An 18,620-nucleotide genomic window follows, 5' to 3' on the forward strand; every position below is an offset into this window, starting at 1 on the left:
ATGAATGAACAACAGTTAGCCAGTATCGAGCGTAAAAATACATGGCTGTATGATCTGGTCGAAGTTGAATTTCCGACACCAGAGAGTTTGAAAGGGCGCGATGTCTATTTCAAAACGCTAGAAAAAGCAACGTATCAAGTAGTCGACAAAGACACACTACTGGAAAGTGACTCTGAATTTAACCCCGACGATATTTTTCTGGTCGATTTTCATCGACTGACCATTATGTTCTCTATCTTGCAATCTCAGCGCTGGGAACAGCAGTATGATAAAGATATGATCATTGAATATCTGACACAGATTATCCTCACGCCAGATTTTGAATTATATGTTGGTTTTAAATCTGGAGTCCCAATTGGTGCTGCTATTGTTAGCCATCTCGAAGAAAATACACTCATCTCTGATGTTGCTGTTTCTGAATCAAAATATAAAAGCTCGTTTGTGGCTGATCTGGCTAAAAGACTAAGCACCGAGCAAAAACTGTTAGACTCAGTGGTTATCGAAAACTAACTTACACATCAATGTGCATAAAAAGTAAAGCAAGATGACGTTGGGTGATCTTGCTTAGAAAAACTGTAATTGCTCCCTTCTATTTCCATGAAATGCCAAGCTCGTCGTTTCAACAATCCCAAACTCAAATAAGATTAATCCAAACATTCTTAAAATCAGCTTGGGCGTAAGCCTTTAAGACGTCTGGAGATGGCTATGGCAATTACCAATATTAAGTGCGTGATATTTGACTGTGATGGTACGTTGGTCGACAGCGAAAGACTGTGTTGCCAAGCGCTCGTCAATGTATTTAACCAGCATGGGGCTGAGTTAACGATGGAAGAGTGCGTTTCTCACTTTAAAGGAGGAAAGCTCGCTGACATCCTTTTAGATACTAAAGAATTGAAAGATATCAAAGTCCCAATTGATGTTTTAGAGCCGCAATACCGAGAAGAAGTCCAGTCTCTTTTTGTGCGTCACTTACAGCCGATGGATGGCGCAAAACGATTAATTCAGTTTTTGGATTCGCATAATATCGAATATTGTGTGGCGTCTAATGGACCTAAAGATAAAATTGAATACGCTTTGGAGTTAACCGGTTTACTCGATGCTTTCCGAGGCAAAGTGTTCTCAGCATTCGATGCGAATAGTTGGAAGCCTGAGCCCGATTTAATCATGTACAGTGCTATGAGCATGGGCTTTTTACCAAGTGACTGTCTTTATATTGATGACACGCCTAAAGGAGTTGAGGCGGGATTAAACGCCGGTATCAAAACGGTACAGTTATTTAATGGTGAAGCTATCAATCGTGTTGATGACGAGCGTGTAATTCGCATCCATCATTTAGATGAATTAAAAGAGCAGCTGTGTGGCTGCTCTGTTTGACCTACTAATGGCAAACCGGACTTAAGCTGTGGATGTGCTTAAGTTTAGACTGTAGGTAAGGCGTTTGATGTAGACATTGGATAGATGAGAAGTTTTTTGTATGAAATCCGCAAGCAGCGCATGTGAATTTCTCGCCATCCGATGAAATGAGATATTCATCTCCTTGGCAGAGTGGGCAATTCAGGTTCTCTATGTCTTTTGTGTCTTTGTAATTATTCATATTGTTTTCCAGCAGCAAATTGGAATTGGCAAGATCAAGCATAGCGGAACGCTTTGTTTAAGAACATTATTTCATCCGGTACAGCGAGAACTTGAGATTCACTTCAAATATCCACTTGGATGTCGTAGAAAATATCGAAGGTAATAGTTGAACACGGTTTAAAGAAAAGGGCTCCTTAAGGAGCCCTTGTTGATCATAAGTTCCACAACGTTATGCGGTGCGGTAGCGTTGTAATATCTCACCAAGAGAAACGGAGGCTTGCGTGAGATTAGCGACGCCAGCGGTAGATTGCTCCGCCACTTCTCTGATTGTGCTTGATTGACTACGAATTTCTGAAAGTTCCGATGCAATATCGTTAGCAACTGCGCTTTGTTCTTCAGCAGATGTGGAAATCTGAATGCTCATGTCCATTAATGAGCGTGCTGACTCGGCAATAGAGGTAACATCATGGCCGATTTCATCAATAAGCTGGCTGCTGGTTTGAGCTTGCTGAACGGTTCGGTTGGTGATTGAAGCAATGTTCTGGCTCTCAATTTGAAGCTTCTCAATCATGGCTTGGATCTCTACTGTTGCCTGTTGAGTTCTGCTTGCTAATGTACGTACTTCATCGGCAACCACTGCAAATCCACGACCTTGTTCACCAGCACGGGCTGCTTCGATTGCTGCGTTTAGTGCCAACAGATTAGTTTGTTCTGAAATGGCGTTAATCGTTGTGATTACGTCATTAATCTGCGTCGTATTCTCGTTTAAATTGGTTACTGACGTAGAGGCTTGTTCAATATAGCTAGATAACGTCTCTATCTCGCCAATCACGTTTTGTACACGGCTTCTGCTTAGTTCGATCTTCTGGGCATCTTGGTCTGACTGCGTCGTTGCTTGTTGAGAAATACTTGATACCTCCTTTGCAGAGGCTGTCATTTCTTCCATTGCCGTCGCGACTGAATCAAGCGTTTGATATTGATGAGATATCTGGGTTTCACTCAACTGCATATCTTTTTCGAATGCAGAAGATGTCTCGCTCAACATCGTTGCATTATTTTTAACACTATTAACCAGTTCACTTAAGGTATCCATAGACTTGTCTAGCGCACAGCCGATGGTACCGAATTCATCTCGACCTGGATGAAAACCAAGACGAGAGGTTAAGTCACCGTCACCAATTTTTTCGGTTGTTGTATATAAAACCCACAGAGCTCCTCCGATAAACGTTGCCACCCAGTAAGAGAATAGGGCAAAAGGAATAACCCATAAGAAGCTAAGTAATAGTGACGATAGAGCTGATGATTTTAACGATTCGTATTGTGTGGACACATTTTGAGTCAGCTTAATCACTTCTCCAGAATGCAACTTGGCATAAGCGGTCACAGACCCATCGACAAAAGAACTCTCGCTTACGCGGTTCGATTTCGATACGCCGTCAATTTCTGTAGCGCGGTTTGATTGAGCATCAACGATACCAGAAAGCTTCGCTTCGCTCGCCGAGATGGCTTGCTGCTCAAATTGTTGTATTTCATTGAAGTAGCGGCTTCCAGCCACTGAAGTGAGGGCTACTAAAAATAGTAGGAATATAACCCACATTTTGTCGTTGATAGACATCTTGATAAACAGCCTGTCTATCGTTCTAAACTCAACTTCTCTCATTTAAAGCTCCATTAGAGATAAAAGATATTGACCAAATCTATTGCTATATCGAAACAAAATATGCGAAGTTAATCAGCAAAATATGTAACGAATACTAAATTTAGTTTAAGAAATGAGATCTAAGGACGCCTATAACAGTATGTTATATCTTTAAATTGACATGAATGTTGATAAAAGAGTCATTTCTCTAAAGTGTTAAGTGGATATGAAACCTAATTGCAATCGTTTACTTTTGATTATGCTCATAGGTTTTTAAATCTTTACTTCTCGCTGTCATGAATGTGTCATATAAAGACTATAAAAAGGAGTTGCTGATGTGGATATGGCAAGAGCCAGGCCGTCAGCAAGTAAAAGCAAGAGAGCTTAAAATAAAGGAGGTCACAATGAGCGACCAATACCAAAACGATGAGAGCCTAGAGCTGCTAGATGCGCTTGAAATTGGCATTATCTTGTCGGAATACGTTGGCTCAGACAACGAAGCCGAATAGCGGAACACTCTCATCTCGTCGTAATTGACGTTATACTAGGTTCATGTCACACCAAGCCCTAGAGGCCAAAACTGGCGTCGAATGAACTTTCTAGCCCACCTGCATATCGCAGAACACAGTAACAGCCATTTATTGGGAAACTTGCTTGGAGACTTCGTAAAAGGAGATCCAAGCAAGCTGTATGATCGCGATATCTCAAATGGCATCAGATTACATAGATTTGTTGACCGTATTACTGACCATCATCCAATCGTCAACGAATGTAAGCCTCATTTCACTGGTGTTGCGAGACGTTTTGCACCTATCGCTTTAGATATGTTTTGGGATCATTGCCTCGCAAAACACTGGAACGACTTTCACTCCGTGTCTCTCGAACACTTTGTAAAAACGGCATACGAGAGAGTAAACCGAGAGGTTCATGAACATTTGCCGCCACGTTTTTTGGTGCTCCACAGCAGAATGTGGCATGGCCGATGGCTTCAATCCTATCAAGATCTAGACAATATAGAATTTGCACTACATCGGATGTCGCAAAGAAGTCCTAGGATGGCAGACTTAACCACAACATTTAAAGTGATTGAAAGTGATTACACCGAATTAGAAGAGAAGTTCTCGTCACTTTATCGAGATGTTTTGCGCCAGTCGTATGATTTTCAGCAACAGCTTAATGACTCAACTCAATGAGATAGAAAAGTAGTATGGCTTTAGGGGCTCTGGTAAACTCTGCGCTCCAAAAATAATGAGGTTACACATGTCTGTTAATTTTGCTGATTTAGGCATCGAACAAAAGCTAATCGAGACGCTAGGCAATCTAAATATCGTGACGCCAACACCAGTGCAAGAAAAGTCAATTCCACACGTCCTTGCAGGAAAAAACTTACTTGCTGCTGCACAAACTGGTACGGGAAAAACGGCTGCGTTTGGTTTACCTATCATACAAACCGTTCAGCAAAAGAAACTTAACGGCACACCTCAAGCATTGATTTTGGTTCCAACACGCGAGCTTGCACAGCAGGTATTTGATAATTTGAATCAGTACTCGGCAGAAACAGAACTTCGCATTGTGTGTGTTTATGGTGGTACAAGCATCGGCGTACAAAAGAGAAAGTTAGAAGAGGGCGCTGATATTTTGATTGCCACGCCAGGCCGCCTTTTGGATCACCTGTTTAATGGTAACGTAAACATCTCTGAAACTGGTATGCTCGTGTTAGACGAAGCCGACCGTATGTTAGATATGGGATTTTGGCCTGACTTGCAGCGCATCTTCCGACGTTTACCTGCAGAGAAACAGATCCTATTGTTCTCTGCGACATTTGAGAAGCGAATCAAAACTATTGCGTATAAACTCATGGAATCGCCAGTTGAAGTCGAAGTTTCACCAGCAAATACGACTGCTGAAACGGTAACACAAATGGTTTATCCAGTGGATAAAAAACGGAAACGTGAATTGCTAGCGTACTTAATTGGCTCGCGGAATTGGCAGCAAGTGCTGGTATTTACAAAAACGAAGCAAGGCAGTGATGAGTTAGCGAAAGAGCTCAAGTTAGATGGCATCAAAGCGGTTTCTATCAACGGTGATAAATCACAGGGTGCCCGCCAAAGAGCTTTGGATGAATTTAAACAAGGTAAGGTACGTGCTTTGATTGCAACCGATGTGGCAGCACGAGGGTTAGATATTCAAGAGCTAGAACAAGTCGTGAACTTTGATATGCCATTCAAAGCAGAAGATTATGTCCATCGAATTGGCCGCACTGGAAGAGCAGGAAAGTCAGGTTTGGCGGTTTCTCTGATGAGTAGAGATGAGGAGTACTTGTTGCAAGCTATCGAGAATCTGCTTGATCAACGCTTACCCCAAGAATGGCTGGCAGGTTTCGAGCCAAGTCTTGTAGAAGAAGTTGAGCCTGAACAAAATGGGGGTGGGCGTCGTCGTAGTCGTTCATCTGAGAAGCGTAAGCTAAAAGCAAAATTGGCGATTCATAAGAATCGTGGTAAATCACGTAGCTCTCGCTAAACCGCGCAAACTTTTGTTCTTACATAGTCAGGCTGTTTTTGCCTCTTCATAGACGTCTAACGTCTGGGGGATAGCAAGTAGGTACCCTTGATACATATCGAAACCGAGCTTTTTCATTAAGCGAAGTTGATGCTCGGTTTCAATTCCTTCGATAACGGTTTTAGAGCATAACGCTTTTGCGAGTGATAATGCATCGTTAAGCGCTTTAATATCACCGTTTTCATACCTTAGCAATAAAGAGCGATCCATCTTGATTATATCTGGGCAAACGCTTCTCACTCGCTCAGTTGTCGATGCATTGACGCCATAATCGTCAATCGCTAATTTAAATCCCTCAAGACTTAACTCCCGAGCTGCTTGAGACAAAGAGAGTTCATCCTCCACCTTCATTTCAAGTAACTCCATGACGATTTGTTCATTCATCAAATGCGATTCATAAATGGTTTGTTTTAGCAGTCGGTTATAAGTGATGTCTTTGACTAGTATCTCTGCCGCTACCGGTAATACATTGAGAAACAATTGTTTTGTGTGAAAGCGAGACTGAGAGAAATTTTTGATATGGATTAGGCGACTTAAGCGTTCAACATTGAGCAAATCTTGAGTGGGAGTCGCTTTGGATTGGAAAAACTGATCTGGCCTAACCATGGTGCCATTGGCATTGCTAATTCTTACCAGTGCTTCAAGGCCAACGATGGAAATATCGTTCTTATATATGGGTTGAAAGACACTGCGGAGAGTGAAGTTCGCGTATTTCGCAATATACTGCCCGTCGGCTTGTTTCCGGATGCAACTAAGTAGTTGCGAGATGCTCATCATTGTTACCACAACCTAAATCAATGTCTCAACATCAGCGTTATTGCGCTAATTTTTCTATTTCATTGGCAATGAATCTAAGTGTGCTCATTAAATCAAGCAAGAACGATGGTAATGGATGGGTAGGTTTGTCGAGTGATATCAAACAAATTGATGAAATAATTGATAATCTCCGCACTTCAATTTGATGCTACCATTGCAGTACGGCATACAACTGCAAATATTTTCTGACTAACTGCTGTTTGTTCGAACGCCGTAAAGGATGCCCAAACTTAATGTAACAAGGGCTAATACCGAATCGAGTGTCCAACGATTGCGTGAGTTGCGACTCGCTGGTGTACAGTGTGATTCCTTGTTCTGTGTATTCGTTGATCTGATCGGGTAGTTCACCCATCCACCAATGAAGCAATTCTCGGCTCGTTTTGCTGCGACTTATCCAATGATCGCAAACCAAAAAGAGTAGGTCATTAGGCTGTAAGGCATAGCCATATTCACTCTGCCATTCCGTAATTGATGAGAGTAAGTTTTCCCGGCAAGATTTTCCGGCACTGACCATATGGTGACTCAGAACCCAGACAGTGCCAATGTCGGATGAAATTCGATAGTGATGGGGAAGGTCTGGAGAATCCAACACTTCGATTGGCTTTATCACGCAGTTGTATCCAAAGTGACGAAAAGTATGTTCCATCCTTCTTGAAAACGCGAGACCAAGATGATGCTCACTCATGCCTTGGTTATGCACCGCAGGGTAATGCTTTTCACACAGCTTAAGACAGTCGTCTTGAAAATCATTAACACTTTGAATAACTAGGTCGAGTAGCAAAGAATATCCCTTAATAATTACAAAACGAACTGCAAAAGGTTAGCATAGTCTTTTGAGAATAGACTAATTTACTTCGGCAACTTCTTGATCTAAACACCAAATTTCTCACAAATGACCGTGTCTAATCTTTAATAGAACAACACGAAAGAAGCAGAAGTTGAACAAAAATTTGAAAGGGAAAAAATGATAAAGCTAGAACGCGCACAAAAAGAGGCGCTGGCCACCGCTATTCAAGATTACATGCAAGACGAGCTAGATGTTGAAATTGGCCAGTTCGATAGTGAGTTTCTAATTGATTTTATTACAGAAAAACTAGGGCCAATTTACTATAACAAGGGTGTTGAAGATGCTAAGTTACTGGTTGAACGCAGAATGTTAGAAGTTTCCGAAGAGCTGTATGAGATAGAACAAGAAGTTAAGCTGTAAGTTTCAGTTTTACAAACGATTTAAAGTTCCTTCAAAAAATTCGAACAACTTGATAGATACGGTACCATTGGCTGGATGTAAATGATGGTAAATAATCTGTTTCATATGACGTAAATAGGTTAATGTAGTGTTTCTTGCTCAGCATTAACTTAGGAATATATCTAGGAACTTGAGATGGATACACTGGTAAAGAATTACAACCTTACTGCACGCGTGATGCATTGGTTATCAGCGCTGTGCATTATTGGTCTATTTGCAGTGGGTTTGTGGATGGTCGACCTTAGCTATTACAGCGAATGGTATCGAACTGCGCCGCATTACCATCGCTCTGTCGGTATTTTACTCGCTATTTTAACTTTGGCACGCATCGTATGGAAACATGTGACGGCGTCACCAAAGGTAGAAGGCAAACGTTACGAAGTGCTTGCTGCTAAAGCAGCGCATGGTGTCATGTACCTATTATTGGTCACCATCTTTGTTTCAGGTTACCTCATTTCAACGTCTGATGGACGCGGCATCGAAGTGTTTAATTGGTTCACCGTGCCAGGAGCGGGAGAGTTATTCCCAGGCCAATCAGATATTGCAGGTGAGATTCACTTCTATGCAGCTTGGGCAGTCATCCTGATTGCAGGTTTACATGCTATTGCTGCACTAAAACACCACTTTATCGATAAAGACAACACATTAAGAAAAATGTTAGGAGCTTCAAAATGAAAAAGTCACTTTTCGCTACAGGATTAGCTATCGCTATGGCACTGCCATTTGGTGCGCAAGCTGCAGATTATGTCATCGATACCAAAGGTGCTCACGCTTCAATCAACTTTAAAGTTAGCCACTTGGGTTACAGTTTCATCAAAGGTCGTTTCAATACATTTTCTGGTGACTTTTCTTTTGATGAAAACAACATTGCTGACTCAAAAGTAAATGTTGTTGTTGATACAACCAGCCTAGATTCAAACCATGCTGAACGTGACAAACACATTCGTAGTGGTGACTTCATCGATGCTGGTAAATACAGTGAAGCAACCTTTACGAGCACAAAAGTGGTTGATAAAGGCAATGGCAAACTAGATGTAACTGGTGATCTAACGCTACACGGTGTTACTAAGCCTATTACTATTGAGGCTGAATTCGTTGGTGCTGGCAGTGACCCATGGGGCGGCGAGCGCGCTGGCTTTGTTGGCAACACTCGCCTAGAGCTTGCTGACTTTGACATCCCAGTAATGGGTGCTTCAAGCTACGTCGATATGGAACTTCATATCGAAGGTATTAAGAAGTAATTAGTTCCTTTTAGATACACTAAAAGCGCTCTTCACTTGAAGAGCGCTTTTTTATTATCTTAATCACATCACTAACATCGATAAACCAGTCAGTGATAGCGATTGAAAGCCAATAGACGTTGTAAATGTTTAGCGAATTACGCTGTTTCTAACTCGCTTTTTTCCACTAGGTTTAAACGCTCACCAAAAATCGGGCGTAGTGCTTTTAATACTTCAGTACGAGTAACCACCCCGACCATCTGCCCATTTTCAAGCACAGGAAGCACTTGTGGCTTACTTACTTTGATACTTTTAGCGCGTTCTTCGAGAGACAAAGACGTCAAGCGAGTGGCAATACCCATACTGCTCGCTGGGTACAACTGCTCTTTATCGATACATAGGAATTCCACAACATCAACGAGACGATCACCAGCGTCAATTGCGACCACATCTCGGCTCATGATGTCGACGACTTTTTGGTCTTTCACCGGAATGTAGTCCTCACACCATAGTTCTACCATCACATCGTGAGCAGAGAAGAAGCCAACTAATCGATTTTGTACGTCTACAACAGGTGCGCTAGTTACGTTGTTATCAAGTAACACATCCAGCGCGGCTGCAATTGGCGTTTCTGCACGAATGGTGACTGGTTTTGGGTTCATAATGTCTTTAACAAAAGAGGCATTTTTCATGGTGAAATCCTTAACTGACGACAGTGTTGTAGTTGTAGTGATAGAAGAAATATTCGCTGCTTTTAGTTCTGGTCGGCGAAAAATACACCAGTTTGAAAGGCCAACTAATACCGCTCCGCCGACGATGTTGCCAAGCGTGACAGGAATTAAGTTAGCGGTAATAAAGTGGCTAATGTTTAGGTCTGTGTATTGTGACGCGGGCACACCGACAGATGCCCAAAAAGATTCAGGTGCAAAATTCGCGATAACAATACCAAGTGGAACCATAAACATGTTCGCAACACAGTGCTCAAAACCGCTGCTGACAAACATTGCCACAGGCAAAATTGTCATTGCTGCTTTTGTCATTGCATTTGCAGAACTAAATGTCAGCCAAATCGCTAGGCAGACCAACAGGTTACAGAGAATACCGAGTGCAAACGCTTGAATGAGAGTGTGGTGAAGTTTGTGTTGTGCGATGTTAAGCGCATTTAATCCCCATTGACCGCCATCCATCTGATAAAGACCAGCAGCAGTAACCAGCGCAAGTAGGAACATCGCACCAATAAAGTTACCAACGTAAACTTTGCCCCAGATCGAAAGCATCTTACCGAACGAGATTTGCTTATTGGCCCAAGAAATACTGGATAGGACGGAGCTGGTAAATAATTCACCACCGCAGATCACTATGAGGATCAATCCCATGCTAAATGCGAGTCCACCAGCTAGGCGGCTCAAGCCCCAACCAGCGCCCGTACTGCCGGTGGTCACCGTGATGTAAAACAAGAATGCTAACCCGATGAACGCGCCGGCCATAATGGCGAGGCTTAATGTCATACTGCTGGTTTTGTTTGCCTTACTTAACGCAAATTTTTCCGCTTCAACCATCATCTCTTTTGGAGAAAAATACTGGTGATTTTGAGAACTGGTCACCGCCATATTGACTCCTTAATTTGTAATCGCATAAAAAATCCTTGGTTATTAACTCAAAAATGAAATTGTTGTTTTTATTAAGAGCCTCAATGACTTCAGTTTCAAAACTATTGAGGCTTGCGGTGTTCCCGAACCGCGTACTCAGAATAGGGAGAACGGTTAGTAAGGTAAAATTGATAATATTTAGAAACCTCATCAAATTAATTGATAACTTTACGGGGCTAGGTAAAATGAACTCTATTGCTTATTGGGGCATGCTTTAACAATTGTGGGGATTGGGAAATACCCACTAATAATGGAGGACACTTTGCGCTACTCACTTAAGCAATTAGCGGTTTTCGACGCAGTTGCAGATACCGGCAGTGTAAGCCAAGCCGCAGAAAAATTGGCTTTGACACAATCAGCGACAAGCATGTCGCTTGCGCAATTAGAGAAGATGCTTGGCAGGCCGTTGTTTGAGAGGCAAGGCAAGCAAATGGCGTTAACCCATTGGGGGATGTGGTTACGACCAAAAGCAAAACGCTTGCTACAAGATGCATTGCAGATTGAAATGGGCTTCTATGAGCAACATTTATTGAGTGGTGAGATTCGTATGGGAGCGAGTCAAACTCCAGCAGAGCACTTAGTTCCCGACCTTATCAGTATCATTGATAATGACTTTCCAGAAATGCGTATTTCCCTCGGTGTACAAAGTACAAAAGGAGTGATTGATGGGGTATTAGATTACAAGTATGACTTAGGGATTATTGAAGGGCGCTGTGATGATAACCGTTTACACCAAGAAGTATGGTGTCGTGATCATCTTACTGTTGTCGCAGCTTCTCATCATCCTTTTGCGCGCAATCAGTCTGTTAGCCTTGCGCAGTTAGAGCAAGCGAAGTGGGTACTAAGAGAGCATGGCTCTGGCACACGAAAAACATTTGATAGTTCTATTCACCACCTTATTGAAGATTTGGATGTGTGGCGCGAGTACGAACACGTTCCGGTGTTACGTAGTTTAGTTGCTAATGGTCAGTACCTTACTTGCTTACCGTATTTAGATGTAGAGCGATATATAGAAGCAGGTCATCTTGTGGCATTAAATGTACCTGAGTTAAAAATGGAAAGGACGCTTTCATTTATATGGCGTTCAGATATGGCAGAAAACCCATTAGTCGACTGCATTAAAAGAGAGGGACTACGAATGATGAAAGGGAAGCCTTCAGTTCTTTAAAGGTTGATTAAACATGCCTACGAGATGAGTTGGGTTTATTCCCTAAATCTGTTGATTTATCGGTTGCGTCAAACTTTTAATGTAAATTGTGAAAATAATAATATCTTATTGTGATCAGTATCACCGATAGGCTGAGCTGATGTATCTAACATGTGTCCTTGATTTCAATGTATGAAGGCAGTTATTGAACCATATAGGTACGATAATAGCCGAGTAGGTATGACTACCATGACGACACTTTTAGCTATTTCTATCACTACTGGAATTTTATCTGGCGTATGGGGTTGGATCGCCATCTCTTTAGGTTTGCTTTCTTGGGCTGGTTTTTTAGGTTGCACGAGCTACTTTGCAGCGCCAACGAGCGGATTGAAAGGACTAGGCATCAGCTTAATCACCAATATGACAGGCGTATTCTGGGCAATGGTAATTATTCACGGTTCCACTTACGTGGGGTTGGAAATTATTGGCTATGTGATTACCGCTATTGTGGCATTCTTCATGTGTATTCAAGCTAAACAGGCTTGGCTCGCGTACATCCCTGGTACTTTTATTGGTTCATGCGCAACATTTGCGGCTGACGGAAACTGGCAACTTGTCATTCCATCGTTGTTGCTAGGTGGTGTGTTTGGCTATCTAATGAAAGCGACAGGGCTATGGTTGCATACGAAATCAACCGCTACTTCATCTTCGCTTGCTGAGCAAGCACAGTAGTGAACCCCCGATCTTATTGGTATCCACTGTGTATTGAGTTTTATCCCTCTCAGTACCCTTAATCAAAATTAATGATGTTTGATACAAGCACACCAAATTGGTGTGCTTTTTTTGTATTACAAGACAATACGCTGAGTGTGAAATAGGCCTAACTCATGTATTGCCGTTGGCCATGGTAACAACGCGTTTAAGTGTCCAGCGCAGAAGTACAGGAATACACTCCATGCCTTTCTCTTCACAATGAGAAACAATGGCCAAAGCTAAGTCCGGTTTTGCATGTTTTTTCAAAACACGATTTACGACTTTTTTAGCAGGGATAGGGTGGTCATGAGGAACTTTGATGATGTCCTTAAAGAAAAGTTCAAAACCATTGTTGTACAGAAAGTGCTCGATGTCTCGGTCGGGTAACTCCGTAAGTCGATGCCTTTCCTGATCATGGTCGAGCTGTGCTCGCACTGCATGCGCGTACTTTTTCCCTGCTGGGTCGCCATCGGTAACGACATGCCAATCAATACCAAACTCTTTTGCTACTTTGATGAGTGATTTTAGACCTGATTGAGCAAACTCAACGATTTGAACCCCTTCGGCAGCCAAGTCATACCCGCATTGACGAGCCAGTTCATGAAAAAGCCAAACTTCGGTTTCGCCCTCAACAAGTAACCAGCACCGTGCAAATAATGCTCCTGAACGATGAAAACGAATATGGAAACCAATTCGGCGCAACTCGTCTCGACCAAACTTTGTTGAGTTTAAACTCTTAGCGATGGTTCTGTCTGATAGCCGAATTAAACGTCGAATTGAATACAGTGGAACAGAACCGAGTAACGTGCCACTGTTGGTGGTTAATATCTTTTGCATTGGCAACAATTGCAATAAGGACCACGCTCTCGCTAGATGAGTTGGATGCAGTCGACCTTCTGGATCTTCAATGATCAGTATTGGTCTCGCACAGCGCCTTAAATCGGTGGGGCCTTTAGCTTGAAGATAGGCATTGAGTAACCCCATTAAAAGCAAGCGGCTTTGTTTGTCATTGGTTTCTTTCAAGAACTGACTCAAGCCTTTATCAGAGGAAGGGCTTGTATAGAAAAGACCATCACGAGGTTTGCGTGGGTTGCCTTTACTGACACTTCTGAACGCGAAATAGTGTTCAACAAGCATTTGCATTGAGTCGAGGCTACTACGAATCTCACCTTTATTCACATGGCCAGGCATAGCCAATAAGCGTCGACAGGTGTTGTTGATTCGTTTTTCAATCCGAGCATTTTTGCCATCGCCGTTGACATGGTTTAAATCTGGGAAGCGTCGGGAGTCACGTAGTCGGATTACAGGATGAAGTGTCATTAACTCAATAGCGAGTTTCTCTGAGTGGTGAAGTTTTTTGGGTTTGCCGTTATGATCCAAAAACGCGTACTTTGTATTAATGCCGTGCTCATCGCGAGACGCACTAATACGATAGTAAATGACTTGCTCACCATCTTCGTTGGTGCACCATGTAGGCTTTATGCGTCTGTAGCGTCCCGCTTTTACTTCGTTTTTATCCTGTGCTTTAAAACAAACAATGATCTGTAAGTGTTGTGTTTGTGGATGAGAAATTGAGTAGTCAACGTGAAAATCTTTCAGTTTGAATTGATACAATGAGCCATTGGCAGGTAGTGCGATGGAAAGGGCATCGAGCAATGATGATTTGCCCCACGTGTTTTCACCGATGAGCGTGGTGAGTTCGTCAAAAGAGAGTGAAAGGCGTTTGATGCCTCTAAACCCGGAGATTTCGATGCGTTCTAGTCTCATCTCAATCCTCCTTGCAATTATTTGAATTATCGAGAGTTATTTTGCTGCTCCTAAGCATATATGAATTCGGAATTTTTGAGTTAAGCTCAGTTCACAAAATTACGAGAGCCTCTTACTAAATAGAGACCGTTATAAGCGAGGCTTGCTTTCAAAGCCAGGGGACAGCATCGTGATCACTTAAACATGAAATCCTAAATCGCAGTTTCATAAAATTCATGATTCTGTCATGATTCACTTCTTATTATTATAAGGAATGAAAAAAGAGAAGATGAAGATGAATAACAATCATAAGCCAGTGAGAATCAAACTGGCACACATCAATGACACACATTCCTACTTTGAACCAACGTCATTACAGTTAAAGCTTAAGATAAACAATGAACTCACGCTAGAGCCCTATGTCAGCGCCGGCGGCTTTTCTCGTATCGCAACCAGAGTCGAGCAGTTAAGAGATGATGCTCAGCGCCAAGGTCATGGGATGTTGTTCCTCCACGCCGGAGATTGCTTCCAAGGCACGCTGTATTTCTCACTATTTAAAGGCAAAGCCAATGCCGACTTATTGAACGCATTAAAGATTGATGCAATGGCGTTAGGCAATCATGAATTAGATATGGGGAATGAGCCAGTTGCATTGTTTTGCCAACGTACTCAGTTCCCATTGCTTGCTGGCAACTGGGATTTATCCAATGAGTCACTTAAAAAACCTCACCGTATCAGTGATTGCAAGGATGTATATAGTTACCAACCGGATACACAGAGCGCTCAATACATTGTTAAAGAATTCCATGGTGAGCGGGTCGCGATTTTCGGATTATCCATAGATAAAATGAGCGACATCGCAAACCCTGATGCAGACACGCCTTTTCACTCAGCAATTGAAACCGCCAAGGCGACCGTAAAACAAATCCATTCATCAGGTATAAAAAATATTATTCTTCTGAGCCACTTAGGTTATGAAGGTGATTTAGAGTTAGCTGAGAAAGTCGCAGGTATTGGTATAATTGTTGGTGGACACAGCCACCGGTTGCAAGGTGATTTTTCATCAATAGGGTTAGGACAAGACGATCCCTACGGTATCAAAATTAATGATACCTATGTGGTGCAAGCGGGTTTCCATGCTTTGACAATGGGGCACTGCGTCATTGAGTTTGATGAACACGGTAAAGCAACGATGTTGAGTGGACAAAATGAACTGTTGCTTGGTCGACGTATTTTTTGGGACTCGACGCTAAACCAACAGCTCGACCAAGGTGTATTCGAAACCGCGTGCGACTTCATCCATGGTCAACCGAATGTCGTGGTTTGTAAGAAACACCCGGAAACTCAAGCGATCCTGAGCGATAAGTATATTCCTCAGGTCAGGCAGTTACAGTCACAAGTCATTGCTAGTGTTGACACCAAAAAGCGTCATGTGAGAATTCCCGATGAATTTGGTGAGAGTGAGTTGGCTTCCTCCGTTGCCCGCTCATTTCTGCACTGTTTAAACAAACGTGGATATGACGTTCAATTTGCAATTCATAATGCGGGTGGCGTGCGAACCTCTTTGAACCCTGGCAACATCACAGTGGCAGACATTGCCGGACGACTGTTGCCTTTTGCCGTTCCTATCGGCTTTTACGATGTAAAAGGCAGCGCTATTCGCCGTGCACTTGAAGGCGCGATAAATAATGCACTCAACAATGGCGTAGAAGGCACTGGATCTGGCAGTTATCCGTACACTTACAATTTAAACTTCGAGTACCACGCAGATGCCCCAAAAGGTGAAAGAGTTCAATCATTAGTGATTTTTGATGGCAAACAATGGGTAGGTGTTCAAGATGATGTTTGGTATCGAGGGACTTCTTCTGCCTATACGATGAAAGGGAAAGAGGGGTATGACGCATTGCAGGAGATGAAAGGAGAAGGGCGTGTGACCAGTTTGTCCATGGCTGATTGTTTTATTGAACTCCTGACCGATGAGCCAAACTGTTTGAATCAAAGTCACAAACTTTACACAAAGCGACGTCGATAATAGATACTGGTATTGATTTTGCTGCTCTCCACTTACTACATGGGTTGATGAGGATGGCAGTATGTGGAATAAAGATTGGGCAGATACGGCAGTCGTGGTTGCCTGGATCGCAATTTGGTCAACACTGGTCTACTTTGTGCCTCTAAGCGGCTTTTGAATTGCTAAGAATGTGGATGTTACAAAAGGGAGCAGTAATGCTCCTTTTTTGTATCTATCTTCCCCGTTAGGGCTCTAACCAATGAAGAGTTTGTCTTGAGCCATTTGCTGCTTTTTGTCTGTTTACTAAAGTTCAGGTGGTTGAATCCATTTCTTTCTTTTTATAGTGCTTCCTGATTTTTGATAAGAATTTTATTTCGATAAGACAAGGCTTTTTTGTTGGAAAGCCTGACGCTCGGCGTTATTATGTCGGCGTTTGGGGAGTAGTTAGCGCAAGTTTACTTATCGTCATCTCGTTAAGCATCAGCTTATCCGGTAAGTAAAGGTGTTACGTGGTTCATTCACGTCAACACTTCAACGAGACCAACGCATTCATTGACTAGCAGCACATAATCGTTATGTGGCTGTTGGTTGTTATTGTCTGCGGAAGGTCACCAAACGAAGTCCTTCCGCCATGGGAGGAAATATGTCTCTTATCGAAAATACCACCCAATTGAGCCAATCGGTGCCTCTTCAAGAATCATTAGCGATGTATGGTGCTTTTGGTTTATTTACCCTTGTTCTTGTTACGCTTGATATCTATCAAACACGTGGTGGCGTTATCACGATGAAAAAAGCCATCGTTTGGAGTGTTTTTTGGTTCTTGCTTGCCTTTGTTTTTGCAGGTTCTATTTATTTATTCTGGGACTTTTACGCGCCACATAGCGCTTATACGAACGACAAAGCAACGATTTCATTCTTAACTGGTTACTTACTAGAGAAGTCGCTAAGCGTGGATAACTTGTTTGTGTTTGCCATCATCTTTGCACAATACAGTGTGCCGGAGCACTTGCGTCCGAGAGCATTGCTTTGGGGGGTGATAGGTGCGCTAGTTTTACGCGCTGTCATGATTGCGGTTGGTGCTCAGTTACTTTCACAGTATCACTGGGTATTGTACTTATTTGCTGCTTTTCTTATTTGGACGGGTGTTAAGCTAGCTCGCGACAAAGGCGAAGCAGAAGAGGTTAATCCATATCCGGAGCAGTTGATTCGAAAGGTATTGCCAGTTACAGATGACTACCAAGGAAATCGCTTAATCTTAAAGCAAGCTGGTAAGTGGGTGGCAACACCGATGCTGATCGTTGTTGGTGTCATTGCAGTAATGGACGTTATGTTTGCGTTGGATTCTATACCAGCTATATTCGCGGTAACACGAGAGCCATTTTTAGTCTTAGCCGCGAACGTATTTGCATTACTGGGTTTGCGATCGCTGTACTTTGTTCTTCAAGCAATGTTAGACAAGTTTGTATACTTAAAACCAGCATTATCAGTAATCATGATGTTTATCGGGGTAAAAATGCTATTGGTTGGAACAGAATATGAGATTCCGACAGCATGGTCTCTCACATTTTTAGTTGTTGTGATGACATCGGCAGTGGTTGCATCACTCCTAAAAAATAAAGCGAAGCGTCAAACTAGCGTTAATATTACTAATCAAAAAATATAAAGTAAGCACTAAAATCAAAAGAAATAACGAAAAATATTGTTAAATATATGTTGTTGCTTAAGGGGCAATTATGCAGGTAATGTTCAGTTATTCAATGTAATTACAGCAATTGTGATTATTTATGCCGTTATTATTCATTTGTATTTTTGAGTTTTGTAATGAGTTTGTTTTATTAGAAATTCTAATTTGAATGGGTAAAATTTGTCATTTCTTAAACAATAAGAAACTGACTAATATACAACCAACTAAACAGACTACTGCTTTTAAAGAGAGGCAATCATGGCACAAGCAATGCAAATGACAAATGTAGCTTTACCAACCTCTATGGATAAGAAAACCTACGCGGTTAACTTCAAAGGACTGATTGCTCACTTACTGGACATTCTATTTGTAGATAACACTGCGCCACGCAGTTACTACGCAGAAGACTTGTCAGCACATATTCAAAAAGACATCGGTATGTACCGTTAATATTGAAATAGTGTAAGAAATACCGGCCTATGAGCCGGTATTTTTTTATTTTCAGCCCTAAACCACCTACTTCAGTAGGTGGTTATCATCCGTTTCGGCTTTGCCTGTAAAACTACTCATGCTAA

General features: G+C 42.2%; 18 protein-coding genes. 13 read left to right on the forward strand and 5 right to left on the reverse strand.

Annotated features, from left to right (window positions below; genetic code table 11):
* Window positions 1-510: a flavodoxin gene (locus tag R7070_RS03180; RefSeq protein ID WP_318141090.1), complete on the forward strand. Its 510-nt coding sequence runs from the start codon at window positions 1-3 to the stop codon at window positions 508-510.
* A gap of 195 nt (window positions 511-705) precedes the next feature.
* Window positions 706-1,374, forward strand: a complete 669-nt coding sequence (locus R7070_RS03185) for an HAD-IA family hydrolase (RefSeq protein WP_047103569.1) — start codon at window positions 706-708, stop codon at window positions 1,372-1,374.
* A 430-nt stretch (window positions 1,375-1,804) separates the two neighbouring features.
* On the opposite strand, the gene R7070_RS03190 is transcribed toward R7070_RS03185, so the two are convergent.
* A complete protein-coding gene (locus tag R7070_RS03190) occupies window positions 1,805-3,235 on the reverse strand; it encodes a methyl-accepting chemotaxis protein (protein ID WP_005376380.1) in 1,431 nt (476 codons plus the stop codon).
* A 314-nt stretch (window positions 3,236-3,549) separates the two neighbouring features.
* Here R7070_RS03190 and R7070_RS03195 point away from each other — a divergent pair, with 314 nt between their 5' ends.
* The 3 genes from R7070_RS03195 to R7070_RS03205 all read left to right on the forward strand — a co-directional run bounded on the left by R7070_RS03195 (window position 3,550) and on the right by R7070_RS03205 (window position 5,734).
* Window positions 3,550-3,723 (forward strand): hypothetical protein, encoded by a 174-nt coding sequence (locus R7070_RS03195; RefSeq protein ID WP_017820948.1) that lies wholly within the window; start codon window positions 3,550-3,552, stop codon window positions 3,721-3,723.
* A gap of 81 nt (window positions 3,724-3,804) precedes the next feature.
* Window positions 3,805-4,407 (forward strand): ACP phosphodiesterase, encoded by a 603-nt coding sequence (locus R7070_RS03200; protein WP_053303599.1) that lies wholly within the window; start codon window positions 3,805-3,807, stop codon window positions 4,405-4,407.
* Window positions 4,408-4,474: 67 nt separating this feature from the next.
* Window positions 4,475-5,734, forward strand: a complete 1,260-nt coding sequence (locus tag R7070_RS03205; protein WP_213877320.1) for a DEAD/DEAH box helicase — start codon at window positions 4,475-4,477, stop codon at window positions 5,732-5,734.
* Between the two features lie 27 nt (window positions 5,735-5,761).
* Here the strand turns inward: R7070_RS03205 and R7070_RS03210 are convergent, their stop codons facing one another.
* Entirely contained in the window at window positions 5,762-6,550 is a 789-nt protein-coding gene (locus tag R7070_RS03210) for an EAL domain-containing protein (RefSeq protein WP_262659693.1), read from the reverse strand.
* 187 nt (window positions 6,551-6,737) lie between these two features.
* Complete coding sequence (locus tag R7070_RS03215; RefSeq protein WP_005376385.1) at window positions 6,738-7,370, reverse strand: hypothetical protein; 633 nt, start codon at window positions 7,368-7,370, stop codon at window positions 6,738-6,740.
* 183 nt (window positions 7,371-7,553) lie between these two features.
* Between R7070_RS03215 and R7070_RS03220 the strand changes: the two genes are divergently transcribed.
* From R7070_RS03220 to R7070_RS03230, 3 genes are all read left to right on the forward strand, one after another.
* The gene (locus R7070_RS03220; RefSeq protein ID WP_005390155.1) at window positions 7,554-7,796 is read left to right on the forward strand and encodes a DUF2164 domain-containing protein; all 243 of its coding nucleotides are present in this window, start codon (window positions 7,554-7,556) and stop codon (window positions 7,794-7,796) included.
* Window positions 7,797-7,970: 174 nt separating this feature from the next.
* Complete coding sequence (locus R7070_RS03225) at window positions 7,971-8,510, forward strand: cytochrome b (protein ID WP_005390157.1); 540 nt, start codon at window positions 7,971-7,973, stop codon at window positions 8,508-8,510.
* Entirely contained in the window at window positions 8,507-9,076 is a 570-nt protein-coding gene (locus R7070_RS03230; protein ID WP_017634178.1) for a YceI family protein, read from the forward strand. The genes R7070_RS03225 and R7070_RS03230 overlap by 4 nt, the downstream gene beginning before the upstream one ends.
* Before the next feature lie 137 nt (window positions 9,077-9,213).
* Here the strand turns inward: R7070_RS03230 and focA are convergent, their stop codons facing one another.
* Window positions 9,214-10,665 carry a formate transporter FocA gene (gene focA, locus R7070_RS03235; protein ID WP_193837694.1) on the reverse strand — a complete coding sequence of 484 codons (1,452 nt, stop codon included), beginning with the start codon at window positions 10,663-10,665 and terminating at the stop codon, window positions 9,214-9,216.
* A 301-nt stretch (window positions 10,666-10,966) separates the two neighbouring features.
* Between focA and R7070_RS03240 the strand changes: the two genes are divergently transcribed.
* Complete coding sequence (locus R7070_RS03240) at window positions 10,967-11,872, forward strand: LysR substrate-binding domain-containing protein (protein WP_005376369.1); 906 nt, start codon at window positions 10,967-10,969, stop codon at window positions 11,870-11,872.
* A gap of 228 nt (window positions 11,873-12,100) precedes the next feature.
* Window positions 12,101-12,583: a DUF1097 domain-containing protein gene (locus R7070_RS03245; protein ID WP_017634175.1), complete on the forward strand. Its 483-nt coding sequence runs from the start codon at window positions 12,101-12,103 to the stop codon at window positions 12,581-12,583.
* Between the two features lie 153 nt (window positions 12,584-12,736).
* On the opposite strand, the gene R7070_RS03250 is transcribed toward R7070_RS03245, so the two are convergent.
* Window positions 12,737-14,371, reverse strand: a complete 1,635-nt coding sequence (locus R7070_RS03250) for an ATP-dependent endonuclease (protein WP_318141091.1) — start codon at window positions 14,369-14,371, stop codon at window positions 12,737-12,739.
* Between the two features lie 268 nt (window positions 14,372-14,639).
* Here R7070_RS03250 and R7070_RS03255 point away from each other — a divergent pair, with 268 nt between their 5' ends.
* The 3 genes from R7070_RS03255 to R7070_RS03265 all read left to right on the forward strand — a co-directional run bounded on the left by R7070_RS03255 (window position 14,640) and on the right by R7070_RS03265 (window position 18,495).
* Window positions 14,640-16,382, forward strand: a complete 1,743-nt coding sequence (locus R7070_RS03255) for a bifunctional metallophosphatase/5'-nucleotidase (protein WP_182039385.1) — start codon at window positions 14,640-14,642, stop codon at window positions 16,380-16,382.
* Window positions 16,383-17,004: 622 nt separating this feature from the next.
* Complete coding sequence (locus R7070_RS03260; protein ID WP_062730983.1) at window positions 17,005-18,024, forward strand: TerC/Alx family metal homeostasis membrane protein; 1,020 nt, start codon at window positions 17,005-17,007, stop codon at window positions 18,022-18,024.
* 279 nt (window positions 18,025-18,303) lie between these two features.
* Window positions 18,304-18,495: a hypothetical protein gene (locus R7070_RS03265; protein WP_005376351.1), complete on the forward strand. Its 192-nt coding sequence runs from the start codon at window positions 18,304-18,306 to the stop codon at window positions 18,493-18,495.
* Window positions 18,496-18,620 lie beyond the last annotated feature (125 nt).

The organism is Vibrio sp. 1557, from assembly GCF_033340175.1.
Taxonomy (GTDB): Bacteria; Pseudomonadota; Gammaproteobacteria; order Enterobacterales; family Vibrionaceae; genus Vibrio; species Vibrio alginolyticus.

Coding starts and splice junctions, on each gene's coding strand:
- R7070_RS03180 (WP_318141090.1), top strand. CDS start 1: ATGAATGAACAACAGTTAGCCAGTATCGAGCGTAAAAATACATGGCTG.
- R7070_RS03185 (WP_047103569.1), top strand. CDS start 706: ATGGCAATTACCAATATTAAGTGCGTGATATTTGACTGTGATGGTACG.
- R7070_RS03190 (WP_005376380.1), bottom strand. CDS start 3,235: ATGAGAGAAGTTGAGTTTAGAACGATAGACAGGCTGTTTATCAAGATG.
- R7070_RS03195 (WP_017820948.1), top strand. CDS start 3,550: ATGTGGATATGGCAAGAGCCAGGCCGTCAGCAAGTAAAAGCAAGAGAG.
- R7070_RS03200 (WP_053303599.1), top strand. CDS start 3,805: ATGAACTTTCTAGCCCACCTGCATATCGCAGAACACAGTAACAGCCAT.
- R7070_RS03205 (WP_213877320.1), top strand. CDS start 4,475: ATGTCTGTTAATTTTGCTGATTTAGGCATCGAACAAAAGCTAATCGAG.
- R7070_RS03210 (WP_262659693.1), bottom strand. CDS start 6,550: ATGATGAGCATCTCGCAACTACTTAGTTGCATCCGGAAACAAGCCGAC.
- R7070_RS03220 (WP_005390155.1), top strand. CDS start 7,554: ATGATAAAGCTAGAACGCGCACAAAAAGAGGCGCTGGCCACCGCTATT.
- R7070_RS03225 (WP_005390157.1), top strand. CDS start 7,971: ATGGATACACTGGTAAAGAATTACAACCTTACTGCACGCGTGATGCAT.
- R7070_RS03230 (WP_017634178.1), top strand. CDS start 8,507: ATGAAAAAGTCACTTTTCGCTACAGGATTAGCTATCGCTATGGCACTG.
- focA (WP_193837694.1), bottom strand. CDS start 10,665: ATGGCGGTGACCAGTTCTCAAAATCACCAGTATTTTTCTCCAAAAGAG.
- R7070_RS03245 (WP_017634175.1), top strand. CDS start 12,101: ATGACGACACTTTTAGCTATTTCTATCACTACTGGAATTTTATCTGGC.
- R7070_RS03250 (WP_318141091.1), bottom strand. CDS start 14,371: ATGAGACTAGAACGCATCGAAATCTCCGGGTTTAGAGGCATCAAACGC.
- R7070_RS03255 (WP_182039385.1), top strand. CDS start 14,640: ATGAAGATGAATAACAATCATAAGCCAGTGAGAATCAAACTGGCACAC.
- R7070_RS03260 (WP_062730983.1), top strand. CDS start 17,005: ATGTCTCTTATCGAAAATACCACCCAATTGAGCCAATCGGTGCCTCTT.
- R7070_RS03265 (WP_005376351.1), top strand. CDS start 18,304: ATGGCACAAGCAATGCAAATGACAAATGTAGCTTTACCAACCTCTATG.